22 protein-coding genes and 1 tRNA gene are annotated in these 18,831 nt (G+C 61.1%); 6 read left to right on the forward strand and 17 right to left on the reverse strand.

The features are described 5' to 3' along the window. Nucleotides 1–5: 5 nt before the first annotated feature. From infA to AC1DON_RS18465, 6 genes are all read right to left on the reverse strand, one after another. Nucleotides 6–227 carry a translation initiation factor IF-1 gene (infA, locus tag AC1DON_RS18440; RefSeq protein WP_192618509.1) on the reverse strand — a complete coding sequence of 74 codons (222 nt, stop codon included), beginning with the start codon at nt 225–227 and terminating at the stop codon, nt 6–8. Between the two features lie 159 nt (nt 228–386). Further along, nucleotides 387–908 (reverse strand): porin family protein, encoded by a 522-nt coding sequence (locus AC1DON_RS18445; protein ID WP_476936281.1) that lies wholly within the window; start codon nt 906–908, stop codon nt 387–389. Between the two features lie 352 nt (nt 909–1,260). Then, a complete protein-coding gene (locus AC1DON_RS18450) occupies nt 1,261–1,725 on the reverse strand; it encodes a UPF0262 family protein (protein ID WP_476936282.1) in 465 nt (154 codons plus the stop codon). 197 nt (nt 1,726–1,922) lie between these two features. Next, nucleotides 1,923–2,375, reverse strand: a complete 453-nt coding sequence (locus AC1DON_RS18455) for a DUF2948 family protein (RefSeq protein WP_476936283.1) — start codon at nt 2,373–2,375, stop codon at nt 1,923–1,925. Beyond that, entirely contained in the window at nt 2,375–3,667 is a 1,293-nt protein-coding gene (murA, locus tag AC1DON_RS18460) for a UDP-N-acetylglucosamine 1-carboxyvinyltransferase (RefSeq protein ID WP_476936284.1), read from the reverse strand. The genes AC1DON_RS18455 and murA overlap by 1 nt, the downstream gene beginning before the upstream one ends. Nucleotides 3,668–3,742: 75 nt before the next feature. Continuing rightward, entirely contained in the window at nt 3,743–3,949 is a 207-nt protein-coding gene (locus AC1DON_RS18465) for a hypothetical protein (RefSeq protein WP_476936285.1), read from the reverse strand. Nucleotides 3,950–4,063: 114 nt separating this feature from the next. Between AC1DON_RS18465 and AC1DON_RS18470 the strand changes: the two genes are divergently transcribed. Continuing rightward, nucleotides 4,064–4,138: transfer RNA gene (locus tag AC1DON_RS18470), tRNA-Thr, on the forward strand. A 56-nt stretch (nt 4,139–4,194) separates the two neighbouring features. On the opposite strand, the gene AC1DON_RS18475 is transcribed toward AC1DON_RS18470, so the two are convergent. Then, nucleotides 4,195–4,650, reverse strand: coding sequence for a DUF4112 domain-containing protein (locus tag AC1DON_RS18475; RefSeq protein WP_476936286.1), 456 nt, complete (start codon nt 4,648–4,650; stop codon nt 4,195–4,197). A gap of 149 nt (nt 4,651–4,799) precedes the next feature. Here AC1DON_RS18475 and AC1DON_RS18480 point away from each other — a divergent pair, with 149 nt between their 5' ends. Next, nucleotides 4,800–5,732, forward strand: coding sequence for an endonuclease/exonuclease/phosphatase family protein (locus AC1DON_RS18480; protein ID WP_476936287.1), 933 nt, complete (start codon nt 4,800–4,802; stop codon nt 5,730–5,732). Here AC1DON_RS18480 and AC1DON_RS18485 read toward each other — a convergent pair. The 3 genes from AC1DON_RS18485 to AC1DON_RS18495 form a co-directional block, all read right to left on the reverse strand. Beyond that, nucleotides 5,729–6,490, reverse strand: coding sequence for a hypothetical protein (locus AC1DON_RS18485; RefSeq protein WP_476936288.1), 762 nt, complete (start codon nt 6,488–6,490; stop codon nt 5,729–5,731). The genes AC1DON_RS18480 and AC1DON_RS18485 overlap by 4 nt on opposite strands. Before the next feature lie 83 nt (nt 6,491–6,573). Next, nucleotides 6,574–7,410 carry a 23S rRNA (adenine(2030)-N(6))-methyltransferase RlmJ gene (rlmJ, locus tag AC1DON_RS18490; RefSeq protein WP_476936289.1) on the reverse strand — a complete coding sequence of 279 codons (837 nt, stop codon included), beginning with the start codon at nt 7,408–7,410 and terminating at the stop codon, nt 6,574–6,576. Nucleotides 7,411–7,418: 8 nt separating this feature from the next. After that, nucleotides 7,419–9,089: an amino acid kinase family protein gene (locus AC1DON_RS18495; protein ID WP_476936290.1), complete on the reverse strand. Its 1,671-nt coding sequence runs from the start codon at nt 9,087–9,089 to the stop codon at nt 7,419–7,421. 97 nt (nt 9,090–9,186) lie between these two features. Here AC1DON_RS18495 and AC1DON_RS18500 point away from each other — a divergent pair, with 97 nt between their 5' ends. Continuing rightward, the gene (locus tag AC1DON_RS18500; protein ID WP_476936291.1) at nt 9,187–10,089 is read left to right on the forward strand and encodes a DMT family transporter; all 903 of its coding nucleotides are present in this window, start codon (nt 9,187–9,189) and stop codon (nt 10,087–10,089) included. A gap of 57 nt (nt 10,090–10,146) precedes the next feature. Here the strand turns inward: AC1DON_RS18500 and AC1DON_RS18505 are convergent, their stop codons facing one another. Together AC1DON_RS18505 and AC1DON_RS18510 are read right to left on the reverse strand one after the other, a co-directional pair. Next, nucleotides 10,147–10,887, reverse strand: coding sequence for an SDR family NAD(P)-dependent oxidoreductase (locus tag AC1DON_RS18505; RefSeq protein ID WP_476936292.1), 741 nt, complete (start codon nt 10,885–10,887; stop codon nt 10,147–10,149). Then, nucleotides 10,887–11,396 carry a chalcone isomerase family protein gene (locus AC1DON_RS18510; protein WP_476936293.1) on the reverse strand — a complete coding sequence of 170 codons (510 nt, stop codon included), beginning with the start codon at nt 11,394–11,396 and terminating at the stop codon, nt 10,887–10,889. The genes AC1DON_RS18505 and AC1DON_RS18510 overlap by 1 nt, the downstream gene beginning before the upstream one ends. A gap of 98 nt (nt 11,397–11,494) precedes the next feature. Here AC1DON_RS18510 and rnr point away from each other — a divergent pair, with 98 nt between their 5' ends. Then, complete coding sequence (rnr, locus tag AC1DON_RS18515; RefSeq protein WP_476936294.1) at nt 11,495–13,852, forward strand: ribonuclease R; 2,358 nt, start codon at nt 11,495–11,497, stop codon at nt 13,850–13,852. Between the two features lie 56 nt (nt 13,853–13,908). Here rnr and AC1DON_RS18520 read toward each other — a convergent pair whose 3' ends face one another. The 3 genes from AC1DON_RS18520 to AC1DON_RS18530 form a co-directional block, all read right to left on the reverse strand. Continuing rightward, complete coding sequence (locus AC1DON_RS18520; RefSeq protein ID WP_476936295.1) at nt 13,909–14,454, reverse strand: DUF1579 domain-containing protein; 546 nt, start codon at nt 14,452–14,454, stop codon at nt 13,909–13,911. Nucleotides 14,455–14,578: 124 nt separating this feature from the next. Beyond that, nucleotides 14,579–15,364: a helix-turn-helix domain-containing protein gene (locus AC1DON_RS18525; RefSeq protein WP_476936296.1), complete on the reverse strand. Its 786-nt coding sequence runs from the start codon at nt 15,362–15,364 to the stop codon at nt 14,579–14,581. Then, entirely contained in the window at nt 15,361–15,840 is a 480-nt protein-coding gene (locus AC1DON_RS18530) for a cupin domain-containing protein (RefSeq protein WP_476936297.1), read from the reverse strand. The genes AC1DON_RS18525 and AC1DON_RS18530 overlap by 4 nt, the downstream gene beginning before the upstream one ends. 181 nt (nt 15,841–16,021) lie before the next feature. On the opposite strand from AC1DON_RS18530, the gene rpmG reads away from it, so the two are divergent. Next, the gene (gene rpmG / locus AC1DON_RS18535; RefSeq protein WP_018079812.1) at nt 16,022–16,189 is read left to right on the forward strand and encodes a 50S ribosomal protein L33; all 168 of its coding nucleotides are present in this window, start codon (nt 16,022–16,024) and stop codon (nt 16,187–16,189) included. Between the two features lie 119 nt (nt 16,190–16,308). Here the strand turns inward: rpmG and AC1DON_RS18540 are convergent, their stop codons facing one another. Then, nucleotides 16,309–17,676 carry a PleD family two-component system response regulator gene (locus tag AC1DON_RS18540; protein ID WP_476936298.1) on the reverse strand — a complete coding sequence of 456 codons (1,368 nt, stop codon included), beginning with the start codon at nt 17,674–17,676 and terminating at the stop codon, nt 16,309–16,311. Between the two features lie 9 nt (nt 17,677–17,685). Further along, on the reverse strand, nt 17,686–18,054 hold the full coding sequence (locus AC1DON_RS18545; RefSeq protein WP_476936467.1) for a response regulator: 369 nt from the start codon (nt 18,052–18,054) through the stop codon (nt 17,686–17,688). Between the two features lie 286 nt (nt 18,055–18,340). Here AC1DON_RS18545 and AC1DON_RS18550 point away from each other — a divergent pair, with 286 nt between their 5' ends. Beyond that, entirely contained in the window at nt 18,341–18,811 is a 471-nt protein-coding gene (locus tag AC1DON_RS18550; RefSeq protein WP_476936299.1) for a RidA family protein, read from the forward strand. Nucleotides 18,812–18,831: the final 20 nt, after the last annotated feature.

Consider the following 18,831-nt stretch of genomic DNA (forward strand, 5'->3'; position numbering starts at 1 on the left):
CTGGCTTACTTGAAGCGGTAGGTGATGCGGCCCTTGGTCAGGTCATAGGGCGTCATTTCGACCATGATCCGGTCGCCGGCCAGAACGCGGATGCGGTTCTTGCGCATCTTTCCGGCGGTGTGGGCGATGATCTCGTGCCCGCTGTCTTCAAGCTTTACGCGAAAGGTGGCGTTCGGCAGCAGTTCGATCACGGTGCCCGGAAACTCGAGCAATTCTTCTTTGGCCATGCAGACTCTCAAAAGGGTTACGCGCACGCGGAATCGTCATCGCGCGAACGAGGTTTGCGCCCTTTATACCTAAAGCCGTTAAGTGGAAAGCGTTAAAACGCGGCAACGCCTCCCCGGTGGTCCGGAGAGGCGCTGATTACAGATAGCGGGGGCGTTCGGCTAGAACTTCTTGACCAGGCTGACCGTGGTGGCGGCGCTTTCGCCCTTGTCGCCGACGAAGTCCGACTTGGTATAGTCGACGCGGGCGGCGTAGTCGTTATTGAAGTGGTACTGGGCGCCAACGCCATAATCGACAGCCGTGCCCTGCTCGAACTTGCCGGCAGCGGCAGGCGCCTTCAGGTCGGTATCCGACAGGCCGACGCGGCCAATCAGGTCAACCTTGGGGCTGACGGGAAGGTAACCGACACCGTAGGCCGCGACCTTGTTGGTCAGGCGATACTCGCTGCCGGCAACAGTGTCCTTATTGGTGCCGAAAGCGGCTTCGCCTTCCACACCGAAGTGCGGGGTGATCTTGGTGCCGACGCGGGCATTGACGCTGCCCAGCTTCGAATTGGTCGTGTCATTGTCATGACCCGATACGCCGACCGAGCCGTATACGCGGCCCGTATCCTGGGCAGAAACAGCGCCGGCCGTGGCGGTCAGGGCGATAGCGGTCGCAGCAGCGATAACAAAGGTCTTCATCTTAGTGCTCCATATATAGTCTTTTGTCCAAGGCACTCGGGAGATGCCGGGAAGGCGCTCATTGTCGCCTGAGACCAATATGGGCAGTACAACTGGCCATCGTGGGACCGTTTCTGGGTCGTTTTGGGGTAATTGCGGGCAAATAAGGCGATAGGGTCACACGGCCGCCATCTCTATGGCGATCCGCGTTATATGGCCCCATTGTTGTCGCGAAATGGCCGCGATGATGAACCTCGGATGAATGGCGTCAGATTACAAATCTGTAAGAAAAACATAAGGATAGGCAATTTTTGCCGTATCCACGTTCTTTAGCGTTCATCCGTTCCCGGATCAGACGTCCGCCGCAATTCGCCTAAGAGCGGATCAGCGCATTGATCAGGGTGAACAGGCGTCGCGAGGTTTCATGGTCGATCGCCACTTTGCCGGCCAGGCGTTCCGTCAGCAGCTCGGCGCCTTCGTTGTGAACGCCACGCCGGCCCATGTCGATCGACTCGATCTGGCCGGGCGTCGCATTCTTGAGCGCGTCGTAATAGCTTTCGCAAATCATCTTGTAGTCGCGCAGGATGGTCTTCAGCGGCGCCAGCGACAGCATGATCTTGCGCGCATAACCAGCCCCGGTGATGTCGAAGATCAGCCGGTTGTCCTCATAGGCCAGGCGCAGGTCGAAGGGACCTTCCGCCCCCGCCTCGGCCGCGCCTTCGGGCGTAAAGCTGTTCTTCTCGATCAGGTCGAACATGGCGATCTTGCGCTCGTGCTCGATCTGGTCAGTTGGGGCGCTCAGGGAGGCGTCGTCGATATCGATTTTCGCAATGCGCATATATGTTTCTCTGAGTTCTAAAGTATGATGACTTTAAATCAAATTTCTTATGCTTTGGTCCTAGACCAAGCCCCCCCTTCCGTCCGCTTCGCGTCCGCCTTCCCCGTAAACGGGGAAGGAATGAGTTGGGCTTTTTCCTTCCCCGTTTACGGGGAAGGTGTCGCGGCGCTTGCGCCGTGACGGAAGGGGGGACTGTTCTAATCCACCGGGTGGTTCGGGCGGGACTTCGCGCGGCGAGGCGCGGCCAGATCCAGCAACAGGACGTCGATACATTCCACCTCGAGTCGGACGTCGCGTCCACCGCCGGCGAATTGCAGGGTCAGCGCGTAAGCCGGCGCATCAAGCGCCTCAGCCGAGACACACAGCAGGCTAAGCGGCAGCTCCTTGCGGGCCGGGTCAATGCCCCGGACCTTGACCGCCTTAACGCAGTTGATACGCAGCACCGACGGCGCGCGCAACGGCGTCGCACTTGCGACCTCATGGCAGAACCGGTTCATGCGTATCGTGAAATGGCGCTCACCCGGCACATAGGACAGGTCCCCTGCCCGCAGCGCCGCATCCTGGACCAGCGCGGCCAGAGGCGGCAGGTCGTCGGCTTCGTTGGCGATCAGCCGCAAAGGCTTTGCCGGAGGTTTGCCGAACCCGAACATTATTCCTCTTCGTCCATGGGCGCGTCGCCCTTCAGACGCTTGATCTTCGCGCCACAAGCCGACAGCTTGCCTTCGAGATTCTCAAAGCCGCGATCGAGGTGATAGACGCGGTTGACGACGGTCTCGCCCCTGGCGGCCAGACCGGCAATAACCAGGCAGGCCGAGGCGCGCAAATCGGTGGCCATGACCTGGGCGCCGCGCAAGGCCTCGACGCCGCGCACGCGCGCCTCGCCACCGCTGACCGAGATGTCCGCGCCCAGCCGGCCCAGTTCCGGGACGTGCATGAAGCGGTTCTCGAAGATCGTCTCGCGGATGACGCTTTCGCCGTCGGCCAGGGTCATCAGCGACATGAACTGCGCCTGCAGGTCGGTGGCAAAGCCCGGATAGACGTCGGTCGTCAGATCGACCGGCTTCAGTTTGGTGCCATTGCGCTTGATCGTCACCGACTGTTCGCCGTGCGTCACCTCACAACCCGCGTCGACCAGTTTGTCGAGCAGGATGGAAATCAATTCCGGCCGCACCTTGGTCAGCCGGACTTCACCGCCGGCCATGGCAGCCGCGACGGCATAGGTGCCGGCTTCGATACGGTCGCAGATAACGGCCCAGTCGGTGCCGTGCAGGCTGGTAACGCCTTCGACGACAATCGTCTTTGTGCCAGCGCCCGACACCTTGGCGCCCATGCTGTTCAGGCATTCGGCCAGGTCGACGATTTCCGGCTCGCAGGCCGAATTGTTTAGGACCGTCGTGCCTTGCGCCAGGACCGCCGCCATCAGGGCGTGTTCGGTCGCGCCAACGCTGACGAACGGGAAGTCGATCTCGGCACCCTTCAGACCACGCGGTGCCTGGGCGAAGACGTAGCCCTCGTGCATGTCGATGTGCGCACCCAGCGCTTCAAGCGCCTTGAGGTGCAGGTCGACCGGACGCGCGCCGATGGTGCAGCCGCCCGGCAGCGACACCTTGGCGTGGCCGGTCCGCGCCAGAAGCGGCCCCAGCACATTGAACGAGGCGCGCATCTGACGGACCAGGTCGTAAGGGGCAAAGGACGAGGTGATTTCCGGCGTGTGCAGGTGCATGACCTGGCCGTCTTCGTCGGTCTCGCTGATGCCGCAGCCGAAGCGCTGCAACAGGCGGCTGAGCAGACGGGTGTCGGCCAGACGCGGCATATTGCTCAGGCGCACTGGTTCGGAGGTCAGGAGCGAAGCCGCCATCAATTTGATAGCCGAGTTTTTCGCGCCCGAGACAGGGATGTCCCCGAACAGAGGGCTACCGCCCTCGATGGCAATGCGATCCATTTATGCGTCCGTAATCAAAATCCGCCACATGCGGAGAAGCGGTTCTACATGACCTGATTGCGCGTGCAACAGCCTTTATGCGCCCTCTCCGGGGTTTTCTTTCGCTTTTTCGTGAAGAGTTTCGGGAGATGCGGCCGAAGCCGGTGCTTCTGCGTTCGCGGCCTTGCGACGGCGCAGGTTCTCGCGCAGCGCCTTCTCCAGCGCCGCCGCCCGGATGTCATTATGGCTCTTGCGCGCAGCCCGGTGCGGGCGTGTCTCTTTGGGGGGCTCTGGATCGCTCATGGAGTGACGGATAAAAAAAGCAGCGGATAAATGCAAGCGGCGCGATTTTTCTCTTTGTCTTTCAGAAAAGTTTGGCTATAGCCGCACGCCTCGGACCGCTTATGCGGACACCGGGCCGTATTAGCTCAGTGGTAGAGCGCATCCTTGGTAAGGCTGAGGTCGGCAGTTCAATCCTGCCATACGGCACCACCGGGCCCCCGTCGGAAACGATGCGGGGCCCGACCTTTATCTGCCTTCCAAAAAAACTAGCCCAGATAGACCAGGCGCTTCTTGCCCTTGGTGGCGCGCATGTCTTCGAGATGGCCGTGGTGTTCGCCCGACTGGCGTGCGGCGGATTCGCTGCCCGGCACGTAATGGGTCTTGTCCATATCCTTCTGGATCATGTGCGCGGCATAGAGATGCCCCTGGAACAGAAGGTCGGCCGCGCCCGGCAAAAGCGCCAGGAAGGGGCCGGCGAGCGGAATAAGCTGGGTCAGTTCCTCGACTGTCGTAATGCCGCTGTCGATCAGCAGGATAATGAGACAGATGATCAGGGTCCCGGGCGACACCCTGGCGCGCATGCCCTGAATGAGCAGAAACCCACCGGCGATAACCGAATAGGCCATGCTGACCGCCGGTATCGGCAACAGCGCCAGGATACCGTCGAGGCCGATGATGTTGAACGGCCCAATGCCGATGACCCGGTCCGACAGTCGTTTCACTGCCTCGATCGAGTCGCGAATTTTATGAAGGTCTCCGTGCGTCCTGGCAAACATCGGCCTTGTCCCCCCGCGTCAGAGCTTTTATCCTTAATGGAGGAGCGAGTAAGGCCGTGAACCGCGGCCTTGTCAACATGGTTAAGGCTGGGGTCGTGCGCATTAGCAAGTTCATTTCCGCGGTATGCGTAGCCATCGCGTTGCCGGTCGTCGTCGCCGGTGTTATCTGCCTGAGCAATCCGCTCGACGGGCTGTTGTATCTTATCGATATTTTCACCCAGCCCATACTGACAGCCTCAGTGCTGCTGACAATCGCCATCCTGCTTCTGCGCCGTTATAGGGTCGCGGCTTTGAGCGGACTGGGCGTTGCCCTCATGCTGGTGTCGATCCTGCCTCAGACCCTGCCCGATCAGGCACCGGTCGATGACGACGCCGCCCCCATCACCCTGATGTGGAGCAATATGTTCGTCCAGAACCCGGTGCCGCAGAAGATCCTGCCTTGGATCGCCAGCAAGCAGCCGGACATCGTCGTGCTGGTCGAGGTCACCTATCCGCAGCGCAAGGCGATGGCGGATATGCTGAAAGAGGCCTATCCGTACGTCATCCGGTCGAACGACATGATTATAGCCTCGCGATATCCCGTGACGCCGCCAACAGCCCGCGTCCGGGGTTTCGTCGCCTACAGCATGACGGTGAGGACTCCCAAAGGGCCGATTACACTGGTGGCGGCGCACCTGGCGCGGCCATGGCCTTATACTGCCGAGGGCAAGCAGCCCTATCAGTTCGAACACCTTTATGAGGGGCTGAAATATCTGCCGCGCGAAAAGATGGTGCTGGTCGGCGACTTCAACTCATCGCCCTACGCCGCCCACCTGCGCGATTTCGCCAAGCGCCGCGAGATGTCGCTGGCCTATGGGCTGTCCGGGACGTGGTATTCCATTCTGCCGGCCATCGGACGGGTGACGATCGATAATGTGCTGGTCAGCCGCGACCTGCACCTGTCCAACCGTCAGGTGGGCCCAAGCACCGGCTCGGACCACAACCCCGTCTTCGTCGAGATCAGACCGACAAAGACGGGCAAACCTTAACCTTTGCGCGGGCGGCGCGGCGCGGGCTTGGCCAGCGGTGGCTTGGGCTCAGCCACAGCTTCGACGACAGCCGGGATAACGGGTGCTTCGGTTACCGGATCGATGAGCGGCCGTGTATCACCGCCGGGCTTTGCCGTTGCTCCGTTCCCGAGCAGGTCGAGGGTCGCTTCCGCCGCCCTTTTCGCCAAAACAGCCGACGTCTTGGCGGTTTTGGTGACTACGGCGTCTGTTGCCTCGGCCGCCGTCTCGACAGCCTTGGTCGCCACTACCGGGATCTCTGCTACGGGAATGTCTGCTACGGGGACTTCCGGCACAGGGATTTCTGCCACAGCCTCGACTTTGGATGCTGTCTCTGTTTGCGCTGCGGCAACGGTTTCGACCGTCTCCGCCACGGTCTCGACTGCCTCGGTGGCCACGGCAGCGGTCGCGTCCACGGCTTGCTCTGCAGTCGTTGCGACTTCGTCCGTTACCTTTTCCACGATCGGACTTAACGCCTCAACGTGCTTGGGAAGCACTGCGAAGCCCGGCCATTTCAAAGCCAGCGGCAAATCCTTGTCATAAAGCGTACCGCCCAGCACCTTGGCAGCCCCCTGTCCCAGCGCCCAGGCACCAACGCCAAAACTGGCCGCGGCCCAAAACGGCGCCCACAATGGAGACGTTGCCCCGACCCACAGGTGCAGGCTTTTTTGCGACAGGTCGCGGATATCTTCCGGCGTTGCCAGGGAAATGCGTACAGACGTATCGGTGAAGGTCGACATGTTCAGCCTCGCGAAAATGTTGCATCGCAGCATAACATGTCTTTTGCCCTTGTCCAATCACGACAAGGCCAATCACGAGGACGTTAGAGGAACCAAGTCCTGGCCTGCCCGCTGCCTTCGCCGAAAACGGCAACAACGTCGCGCCCGATGGCAGTTATGACGGCCTGGAAGGCCTCCGGGGCATTGACGGCGACCAGACAGCAACCATTCATCCTCATCGGGTTCGAAAGCGAACGCAGGCGCAACTCGGTTACCAGTACGTCGGTTTCCGGCAGTTCGCGCTCCAGATGGCGCAGAAAACCATCAAAGGTTTCCAGATCCTTCAGCGGCAGCCAGACCAGCGCACCGGCGTCCGGCTGCATGGCCAGAACATCGCGCAAGGTGGTGACGATGGCGGCGTAGTCACCCGGCAGCTCGAACGGCGGATCGATCAGATAGAGCTGCTTGCGGGTGTCGCCGTCGGCGGCCATTTCAACCGCCATTGCGTAGCCGTCGGACTGCACGGCCTTGCCGCGCGGCGCGATACGGTGCTGAAGCAGGGTAAAATCGTCGCTGCGCAACTCGCAACCGACATAGGCGTCGTCGGGCGTACTATGATCGAGCACCAGTACGGGCGAGCCCGGATAAACGCCGACATAGTCTTTGAAACCCGCGCCTGCGTTCTTGGCGCGGACATATTGCGCCAGAGGCTTCAGGCTTTCGGGAACGTCCTTGCCCAACAGGTACTTGATCCCGGCCTCGGCCTCTTTCGATCGGGCAAAGTCCGGATTGGACAGGTCGTAGAAGCCCGCCCCGGCGTGGGTATCGACGACGCGCACCATCGCGTCTTGCGCCCGTAACATGCGCAGCCACGCCAGCAGCGCGGCGTGCTTGGCCAGGTCTGCGAAGTTGCCGGCGTGATATCCGTGGCGGTAGTTCATGCCCTGCCTTATGTCTGGAGCGGGTGCTCGCGCGCGATCTGGAGGACGTCCGCCAGCAAGGCTTCGGAGGTCGGCCATGCGCCGGCGCCCTTGCCGGTGACGTACCAGGTCTCGCCATTGTCGAGATCGATGATGGCCCGGTTCTGCTCGCCACGCGCGCCGACCAGATAGTGATTGGCGTCGAGCACTTCCAGTTTCATGGAAGCTTGCAAACCGTCATCGGTACGGAAGCAGCGGGCGACGTAGCGCAGGCCCTTGCCTTCGGGGATGACCAGCGAATCCTCGGTGATTTGGCCAACTTCGATATGCTTCGGCGTCTCGCCCGGATAGGCGATTTCACGGAGCAGTTTAAGCTTGGCACCAACGTCCGTGCCGTCGAGGTCCGCGGTCGAATCCGGTTCGGCGAAGCCCAGACGGCGCGCTTCGTCCATGGCAGCGTCGAAGGTCTTGCCCGACTCGACCTGGTCGATGACGAAGTTGGACGTGCCATTGAGCACTCCACAGAAGGCCTTGATCTTATGCGACTTGACCGCGCGAGTCAGGGCTTCGATGACCGGGGCGCCACCACCGACGCTGGCCGAATAGGTCAGCTTTGCGCCCGACGCCTTGGCAGCCGCGCGCAGCTTGTCGCCGGCGGCCGCGACCGCCTGCTTGTTGGCGCTGGTGACGCTGACACCGGCCTTGAGGAAGCCTTCCAGCAGTTCGGCCGAGGGCGACACGCCGGTGCCGATATCGACGAAGACATCGACGTCCGGGCGGGCGAAGGTGCGCGCGTCCGAGGTGAACTTCGAAGCCAAGGGATGATCGCGGCGCTTGCCGGCGTCGCGGACCAGGATGCGATCGACCTCGATCAGGTCGGACCATTCCTGGCACCTTTCCAGAAATTTGGAACCGACACCACCAGCGCCCATGACGGCGATGCGGATCTTGCGCTTCAGGACCGGCTTCTTGCGATAGGTTGTCTGGCCACCCAGGACGGTTTCGTAGCCCTTGGCAAGACCCGCGACCTGTACGGTCACGCCATTGTCGGAGGCATAACGCATGGCTTTCGACTGCACGACCGGGAAGGCAATCTTGATGGCTTCCGCCCAGTCGAGGCTCTCATAGGGCTTGGCGGATTCGCCAACCGTCGCCGGGTCGGCGTCGTAAACGGCATCGACATCCTTGATCAGGCGCACAGGCACACCCAAGGCCTTGGCGATATAGACGGCCGTCAGGTCAGAGCCGCCGCGGCCGAGCAGCACTGGCTCGCCTTCGGCATTTTCGGCAACGTAGCCCGGCACGACGACCAGGTCGACGCGCTCCAGATCGCGCGTCAACACTTCCGGCTTTACGGAAACGGGATTGGCATTGAGGTGTTCGCCATCAGCGGTCAGGCCGATCTCATAGGCCGAACGAAACTGGGTCACGATGCCCGAACGCTCGCACGCCATGGCGAACAGGGTCGCCGCGCGCATCTCACCACCGGCCACCAGGTGCGGCGTCGCCGAGCTGGTCGAGGCCTGCGTATAGGCGCCGGCCAGGCGCAGCAGCTGATCCGTCTCGCCCTTGAAGGCCGAAACAATGGCGACGACCTTATGGGCATCACGGACATAGCGGTAGATTTCCGATACGGCGCGCTGCAGAGCGCTTTCCGACACCAGGACCGAACCACCGAATTTGACGACGAGAATGGACATGCATTTCCCCGAGATTTGTTGCTGGTCGCTATAAGACTTTCGCCGAAAGGCCAAGAAGAATCTTGCCCCGCCTCGCAACTATCGCCATATCCACACCATGCCCAGTCTCAGTGTCTCCAGCCGCGCCTACGTCCTGTTGAGCATCACCACGCTGATCTGGGCGGGCAACAGCGTCGCCGGCAAGATCGGCGCCGGACACGTCCATCCCTTCCTGCTGACCGCCCTGCGCTGGTCACTGGCCGTGATTATCATCATACCGCTGGCCTGGCCGAGACTCAAAGGCGACTGGCCAGTCATAAAACGCCATTGGGGACTGCTGATGGTCTATGGGCTGTTTGGTTTCGGTCTGTTCAACCTGCTGCTCTATACAGCTTTGAACTATGCCAGCGTCGTCAATGTCATGATCGAACAGGCGGCCATTCCGCTGATGATTTTTCTTGGCAACTTCGCCCTGTTCCGGGTCAAGGCGACAGGCGCACAACTGGCGGGCTTCGGCTTGACGCTGGCTGGTGTGCTCGTGACGGCCAGCCACGGTGATCCTTCGCGACTGCTCAGGCTGGAGGTCAATATCGGCGACGCCCTGATGCTGCTGTCGGCGGTCATCTATGCCGGCTATACAGTCGGCCTGAAATGGAAGCCGCCCGTCCACTGGCAGACCCTGATCGCCATTCCGTGCATCGGCGCGGTCATCGCCTGCATTCCCTTCCTGATCTGGACCTACAGCCATCAGGATTTCGTGTGGCCGGATGCGACCGGCTGGGGCGTGATTGTCTATGCCGGCATCTTTGCGTCGCTGGTGGCGTCGGGGACCTATGTCGCCGGGGTCGAGCTGATCGGCGCCAACCGCGCCGGGCTGTTCATCAACCTGTTGCCAGTCTTCGGTGTTATCCTGTCGGTCATCATCCTGCGCGCCCCGCTCGAGGGTTTCCATCTTGCAGCCATGGGACTGGTCATCAGTGGGATTGTGCTGTCCGAGTGGAGCAGAGCGCGCATGCGCTAACTTTTTGCTTGTAGCGATATTTCACCAAAAACCGCTTCACACTTTTTGGCATATCGCTCATGTCTTCATCCCTTTCACCGCGTTGAAGAACAGGCCGTCGGGCAGGATCGCCAACAGCTTGGCGCCCAGCGTAAACGCCACCGGGAAGTGAATCTCGAAACGCTTGCTGTTCAGACCTTTGGCGATGATCTTCGCCGCCTTCTTCGCCGTTATCTTCATCGGCATGTCGAAGTCGTTCTTGTCGGTCAGCCGCGAAGTGACAAAGCCCGGATTGGTCAGCTTGATATCGAACCTGTGCCCCCACTCGGCGCGCAAGGAGTTGGCCAGCGAAATGACACCAGCCTTGGTCGCGGCATAGGGCTGGGCATTGGGCAGGCCGCGATAGCCGGCGACGCTGCCGCACAGGACGATCTGCCCGCCGGTCTGCGACTTCAAAAGGCTCAGGGCCACCTCAACCGTATTAAAGGCGCCCACCAGATTGATATCGATGATCTGGCGTGTCTCTTTGAGATCAAGCTCACCAAGCTTCATCGGCGTATAGGCGCCTGCCATAAAGATGATGCGATCGATCTGCGTCCAGGCGTGAAACAGCTTCTGCGCCGTCGACATCAACGCAGACACGTCCGTGACGTCGGCCGTCAGGGCGACATGACCATGTCCCGGCAAACGCGCCTTCACCACTTCAAGTGCCGTCGCATTGCGGGCCGTGACGCAGACCGTTTCACCGCGCCTGGCCAATTCAACGGCCAGCGCTTCGCCGATACCGCTCGATGCCCCGATAATCCACGTATTGGTCATCAGCCCTTCCCGAGCAGTTTCTGACGCAGGGCCGGCTGCGAAGTCTTCGCGCCCAGCCAGATGTCGAAGAAGGCACGGCCAAAGGCCGGGTCCGCGACACGGCCGATTTTCGCTGTTCCGCGATAGAAGACCGTTGCGCCATCGGCTTCGCGGACACCGGTGAGCGTCGCGCCCTTGGTCACGTCCGGGAAGATACCCATCATCGCCTCTCCCCACGCCGCAAGCTGGGCGTCGCTGTGCCCACCTTGCCGGCGCATCTGTTCGACCGAATTCCGGGCGATATCCCGGCCCTTGAGCGTGCGCAGATACGAGAGTTTGAGCGCAAACGGTTTGGCGGCGGAGTAGACACCGCCCGGCGCGTAGAGCGTGGCGTCGAATACCGGCAGGGTCAGGTAGGTCATCCGCCCTGCCCCGACCTTTTGGGCATCCGGAAGCTGCGGGACGTCGGCCAGCGCAGGTGCCGTGCAAAGACAGGCGGCGAGTGTGAACAGAAGATAGCGGCGATGCATCGGTTTCTCCCGGCAATCTGATGCTTACGTCCCCGCAATCTGGTTGGATCGGTAACGGCCTTGCTTTCTTCGACTCGCCAAACCATGTAAGAGGGCGAATGATGAAAAAGATTAAGACAGAGAAGGTCCGGCTGCCGCAGGGGCTGCCCGACGATCAAACCCTTCTGAAGACCCTGCAGGAAAACCGCGAACTCGACCTTTCCGACATTGCGCGCATGTATGGCCTCAAGGGCGAAGACCGCCGCTTGCTGCGCCATCGCCTTAAAGCCCTCTCCGAAGCCGGCAAGCTCGACAAGCGCGGCCGCAAGACGTTTGGCGCCATGGGCCAGCTGCCTGAAACCGGCGTCGCCGAAGTCGTTGAGCGCGATATCGACGGCGAGTTGTGGGTCAAGTGGGGAAAACCCGAAGAGAACAAGACGCCGCTCGCCCGCCTGGCGCCGCTTAAGAAAGGTGCGCAGCAGACACCGCCGAAACTCTATGACCGCCTCTATGTCCGCTTTGAAAAAGCATCGGACGGCTGGATCGCCCATCTCGTCAAAATACTGGACGAGGACGCGCCGCGCATTGTCGGCGTGGTGCGTAAGGGCCGCAAGGAACTGCGCCTAGAAAGTGTCAACCGCAAGGAAAAGAGCAGCTTCATCCTGACCGGCCCCAAGCTCGAAGAGCTGGAAGACGGCGATGTCATCGTGGCGGCGCCCGCAGGCGGCAACCACCGCTTCGGCCCCAAGCCCGTCCGCGTCGTCGAGGTCGTCGGCAAGGAGGACAGCCCGCGCATCGCTTCGGTCATGGCCATCCATAGCCACGGCCTGCCGACCGGTTTCCAGACCTCGACCGAAGACGAAGCCAAGTCCGCCAAGGCGCCCAGCCTCGGCAAGCGCACCGACCTGCGCGACCTGCCCTTCATCACCATCGACCCCAGCGACGCCAAGGATCACGACGACGCCGTCTACGCCCATGCCGACGACGATGCGGCCAATCCTGGCGGCTTTGTCGTCTGGGTCGCCATCGCCGACGTCGCGCACTACGTCACGCCGGGCTCGTCGCTCGATCGCGATGCCCGCGACAAAGGCAACTCGACCTACTTCCCCGACCGCGTCGAGCCGATGCTGCCGCATGTCCTGTCATCAGGCCTGTGCTCGCTGCAGGAAGGCGAGAATCGCGCGACGCTTGCCGTGCGCATGGTCTTCGACGCCTCAGGCAAGAAGACCGGCCACAAGTTCGTCCGCGGACTGATGCGCTCCGCCGCCAAGCTTAGCTATGAGCAGGCACAAGCGGCCATCGACGGCACGCCCGACGACAAGACCGGCCCGATACTCGAAACCCTGCTGAAGCCTTTATGGGCGGCGCACGCCTGCCTGGGCAAGGGCCGCAAGACCCGTCAGCCGCTGGCGATCAACTCGCCGGAACGCCGCGTCAAGCTGGATGCCGACGGCAATGTCGTCTCGATCGAGCGCCGCGTCAGCCTCGACGCCATGCAACTCATCGAAGAGATGATGATCCAGGCCAATGTCAGCGCCGCCGAGGAACTGGAAAAGCATCGCACGCCGCTGATCTACCGCGTCCACGAAGCGCCTTCGATGGAAAAGGTGCAGAGCCTGGCCGACTTCCTCGGCACGCTGGGCCTGCCGTGGAACAAGGGCGAGCCCCCGCGCACCGAAAGGTTCAACCAGCTTCTGGAAGGCCAGAAGGACACGGAAAACGCCGAGATCATCAACGAAGTCGTCCTGCGCACTCAGATGCAGGCGCACTACAGCAACGAGAATTACGGCCACTTCGGCCTGAATCTCGACCACTACGCCCACTTCACCTCGCCGATCCGCCGCTATGCCGACCTGGTCGTGCACCGGGCGCTGATCCGCGCGCTGAAACTGGGCGATGACGGTTTGACCGACTATGAGGTCAAAACCATGGCCGATACGGCCGACCACATCACCCAGACCGAACGGCGGTCGATGCAGGCCGAACGCGAAGCCATCGAACGCTATATCGCCGCCTTCCTGCACGACAAGGTCGGCGCAACATTTGAAGGCCGGGTCAGCGGCGTGACGCGCTTTGGCCTGTTCGTGAAGCTGACCGACACTGGCGCCGACGGCATCGTGCCGGTCTCAAGCCTCGGCAACGACTACTATATCCACGACGATGTCCAGCACGCCCTGATCGGCGAACGCACGGGCGCGCGCTGGCGGCTGGGGGCCCTGGTCGAGGTCGAACTGGCCGAGGCCATGCCGATGACCGGCGGGCTGGTGTTCAAGATGCTGAGCGAGCCGGAAAAGGCCGATCCGAATGCCCCGCGTCCGCGCCTGGGCGTCCGCAAACGCAGCGATGGCGGCGGCTTCCAGCCACGCGGCAAGGGGCCCAAGAAGCCGGGCTTCCGCGATGAGCCGCGCGGCCCCAAAGGTCCGAAGAGCGGACCGCGCACCGGCGTCAAGAACCTGAAGAAAAAGAAGAAGCGTTGAAATAAATAGCCATCAACCTATCGGCTGGTGGCTATTTCAATTCGTGCACACCGATCTTACGGCTTGATCGCGCCGGCGGCCGGCCATTCGCTGTCGCCGATGCGCTTGAGATTCATTTCGACGACAGTGCGCGCTGGCTGGCCTTGCATGACATACTGCTGGACCTCGTGCCAGGTGCCGTCCTTGATGGTGATGGTGCTGACGATATTGGCGTTCGGACCTGCCGGCATTTCCCACACGGCGCCTGTATCGGTCGGCGTCATCTTGAAAGTGCCCGAACGCCCGCCCGTATAGGCGCGGAACTCGTAGCCTTGGGTTTGCGCATTCAGAGAGATGACACCAAAGGCGTTAAAGGCAACCTTGCCGCCCGCGTCATAGCCGGTGCCTTCGATGACCAGAACATCGCCGCCCAAAAGTGCGCCGATACGCTCGGTTTGGGTGACGGTGAACGGCGCACCGCCCGGCCCGAAGCCCTTGGCCTCGCCCTTCCAGACGCCCTTCATGGCGTCGAATTTCGCCAATGGGCCGGCTGGCTCGGCGGCGATCGCGGGCATGGCAAGGGCAGCGATAAGCGCGCCAGCAGCAAGTACGGTCTTCAGCATGTGAGTCTCCCTCTTCGATGAAACAGACTAACATGGCGCCGGAATCGCGGCTTGAAGATTTCGGACATCCGAGCGCTTGTCTCATTTCCAGACGGCGAACCGGTGGCCACTTTTCCTGGAATGCTCAGCTCAACTCAAGCAGATTAAAATGCCGTATCTGGTCCAGATAGGCACGCAACTGGCGCGGCGACATGCCATACACCGCTTTCAATTCCCGCGTAAAATGCGGCTGGTCGGCATAGCCATGATCGGCCGAGATGGTCGCGACATTGCCGGGCCGTTGATAGGCCAGGTCAATGCAGGCCCGTCGCACACGCCTCAGACGGGCGAAAACCTTGGGCGACAATCCGGTTTCACGCTGGAAACGGCGGCGCAACTGCCGCTCGCCGACAGCACTGCCGGCCATCAGGTCCGTCATGACCGCAAAGCCGTCGCTATCAATGAGCTTCTGCGCCAACGCACAGACCTCGACATCGAGCAAACCTTCGTCAAAACGCCCGGAAAAGGCTGCTTCAAACCCCTGGGCAAAGCTGGAAAGGCTGTTAGCCCCGGCGCACGCCGACTGGATGGCCCTTCCCAGTTCCGGCGACAGCATCGCCATCGGCAGTTTCTGGCCGACCAGCCCCGCCACCTCAGACCCAAGCATGGCCCGCCAGGCGCCCGCACGAATGCGCACGCCGCTGTAGGTCAGTCCGCGCTGGACAGGCACGCGCACAGCCGCCGGCGATGGCCCCGCCACGCTGACAAAGGCGCCACCGGGCATGGGTTCGATCACAGCGATATTGGCCGTACCGTCCGGAACGATGACGTGCTCATAGCTTTCGGGATCGCCTGCATCGGTTTCGAATGCCCAGAACCGCTCGATGAACGGGGCGAACTGGGGCGACGGCGCGCGCTCCTCATATTTCATGGATAGGGTGTTCCGTCCTTGTGCGAAAACTGCCAGGCACCATCGACCATTTCGGCGGCGATGTCATCGTCCGGATAGGATGCCGTATCGCCCGGCGCACGATCCCCGACTTCGAGATACACAACCTCTTCCGGCCCCCGGTTGATCAGCACGTGGCCATCCGATACGCCCGCCTTGAAACCGGCGCACATACCGGGCGTCAGAATCGTCTCGCCTGCGTCCGTGACCAGGCTTGCGGTCCCGCTCAGGACATAGATGAACTCATCCTGCTTTGAGTGATAATGCCTGAGCGCCGACTGGCCGCCCGGCAGGATCCGCGTCAGGTTGACGCCGAAGTTGCTAAGGCCGAAAATGTCGCCCAGGGTGCGCTTTTCCCGCCTCTTCATCATCGAAAAGAACGGCTCCGGATAGACCGAAGGCTTGACGCGCGGCGCAACCTCGGCTGCAATGACGGCAATGGGTTTGGCTTCGGGCATGATGTTTTCCTGTGAGACTCGCAGCCCCAAACCATAAAGTCGCGCTCTCGCCAAAAAAAGCGCGACTTCCTGCCATTTGACCATTGACTTTGGGCGGATGGTGAGTATTTTCCGCGCCTCGCAATTCTTCGCGCCGGATCATGCCGCGCGCGCCAAAACCGTACTGTTAGGGACACCCGTCATGGCTAAGCCAGCTTCAATCAAGATCCGTTTGAACTCGACGGCTGACACCGGCTTCTTCTACGTCACCAAGAAGAACGCCCGTACCAAGACCGAAAAGATGGTCCTGAAAAAGTACGACCCGGTCGTCCGCAAGCACGTCGAATTCAAGGAAGGCAAGATTAAGTAATCTGCTTTTCATTCTAGATTGCCCTTGAACATTCCCCCCCTCGTTCAAGGGCTGCGGAAGCCGCGCCTTTTGAGTTCCCCTAACTCGGCGCGGCTTTTTCGTGCCTGGAGTTTGGGAAGTTAAGCCGCGGCGCGGACGACGACCCGGTTGCGGCCGGCCTGCTTGGCTTCATAAACGGCTTCGTCGGCGCGCTTCAGGAAAGCCTCGGGCGAGTCGCCGACGCCCTGCGATGTCGAGACACCTACGGAAACCGTGACATTCAACGCCCGGCCGTCGCCCAGGACAAATGGCGAATCGGCGACCTGCGCCCTCACCCGTTCAGCGATATGCGCGGCATCCGTGCCGTCGGTTTCCGGCATCAGGACAACGAACTCTTCGCCGCCGAACCGGCACGGCATGTCTATCGCGCGAACATTAAGCCCCAGCCGGCGGGCAAATTCTTTCAACACTTCGTCGCCGGCGTCGTGGCCATAGCCATCGTTGACCTTCTTGAAGAAATCGATGTCGAGCACCAGCAGCGATGGCGCCTGGCTGCCCTTGAAGTGGCGCGCCATCAACAGATTGAGCTGATGATCCAGGAAACGGCGATTGTTCAGCCCCGTCAGCGGGTCGGTTACCGCCAATTCAAGACTACGGTCCAGCGAGTTGCGCAGGAAGTCGCTATAGCGTTTCCGGCGGATCTGGGTGCGAGCGCGCGCCAGCATTTCCTGCATGTCGAGCGGTTTGCCAATAACGTCATTGACGCCCAGTTCCAGGCATTTCAGCAGCTTGTCACGGTCGTCGGGATTGATAATCCCCAGCACCGGCCGCTGACGCGTTGCTTCCTGTGAGCGCAACTGCGCCACCCAGCGCAATGGATCGAAAGCCTTGGCGGTCATGTTGAGCACGACCAGATCAACCCGGCCGGCCGCTACCTGAAGCGCGTGCGATGTATCCGTCAGATAGGCGCAGCGATGATCCTGGCCCAGTTGCAGCATCAGCCTCTCGGCCTGGCGTTCATTATCATCCAGAATCAGCACATTGCCGGTCGCCGAGATATGGCGCTGCAATTGTTCCGAATCGCTCAGTCCCGCCCGCCGCGACGAGGCTTCGCGCAGGCGGATGTCGTCGACCATCTGCTTCAGGCGCACTAATGCTTTCAGACGCGCCATCAGCACCATGTCGTCGAACGGCTTGGTCAGGAAGTCATCAGCGCCGGCCTCAAGGCCCGACAGGCGATCTTCGCGGCCATCGAGCGCGGTCACCAGAATAATCGGAATGTGCCGCGTGTCCGGATTATCCTTGAGCTGGCGGCAAACCTCATAGCCATCGATGCCGGGCATCATGACGTCGAGCAGAATAATGTCGGGTTGCGACTGTATGGCGGTTTCGATGGCGCCCAGGCCGTCGGCTGCCGTCAGGACCTCATAATAGTCCGCTTCCAGCTTGGCCTGGAGCAGGCGCACATTGGCGGCAATATCGTCAACGATCAGAACGCGCGCGGTCATAATCTAAACTCAGCCGAGATAGCGGCGAACCGTTTCCAGGAAATGCGTAACCGAGATTGGCTTGGAGATATAGGCCTCACAGCCGCCGTCACGGATACGCTCTTCGTCGCCCTTCATAGCGAAGGCGGTCACAGCCACAACGGGAATATGCGACAGGTCGTCGTCCTCTTTCAGCCACTTGGTGACTTCGAGGCCGGAGATTTCGGGCAGCTGGATATCCATGAGGATCAGATCCGGACGATGCAGGCGGGCAAGCGTCAGGGCCGACAGACCTTCACCTGTCTGAAACGTCTCATAGCCCTGCGCATCGAGCAGGTCATGAAACAGCTTCATGTTCAGTTCGTTGTCCTCAACGATGAGGACCTTCTTGTTGGTCATATCGACAACCTTTGTGCCCTCGAACATCTAAACCGCCACCTTAAGCAAGTGTCGAATCGGGGCGCAGCCGGATTCCGTAAGTCTTCTGAGAATGTTTAGCAGGGAGTCTCTTAAAGGCAGGTGAAGGGGAAGCTAACGAGAGGTAAAAATGCGTAGTTAATTCCTTAGCAAAACGTTAGTATATAAGGCTTTTTCACGTCCATTAGGGATATGTTTACCGCTCCTCGACAAGGCGGCAGATTCGGCTATAAGCGTGCCAATCTTACAGCCCGAAAAGGTGACCCTCATGTCCAAATGCGAAGAGCGTCTGAGCGCCCTCGGCCTCGCTCTGCCGACCCCGACCTCTCCCGTTGCCAACTATGTGCCGTTCGTACGCACCGGCAACTACGTCCACATCTCCGGTCAGCTGTCGAACGACGGCACGGGGCGGATCAAGGGCACGCTGGGCGTCGACGTCTCGATCGAGGAAGGCCAGGAAGCGGCGCGCCTGTGCGGCCTGAACCTGCTGGCGCAGATGAAGGCAGCCGCCGGCGGCGATCTCGAAAACATCGTCCGCGTTGTCAAACTCAATGCATTCGTCCAGGCGGGCCCGGACTTCTATGACATCCCCCAGGTTATCAATGGCTGCTCGGACCTGATGGTCGCCGTCCTGGGCGATGCCGGCCGCCACGCCCGTTCGGCCGTGGGCATGTACAAGATCCCGCTTGGCTTCGCCGTCGAGATCGATGCGTTCATCGAAGTCACTGACCGGCGCTAATATAAGGTCACAGGGGGGTA

The sequence above is a fragment of the Asticcacaulis sp. P4_H10 genome (assembly GCF_056400965.1).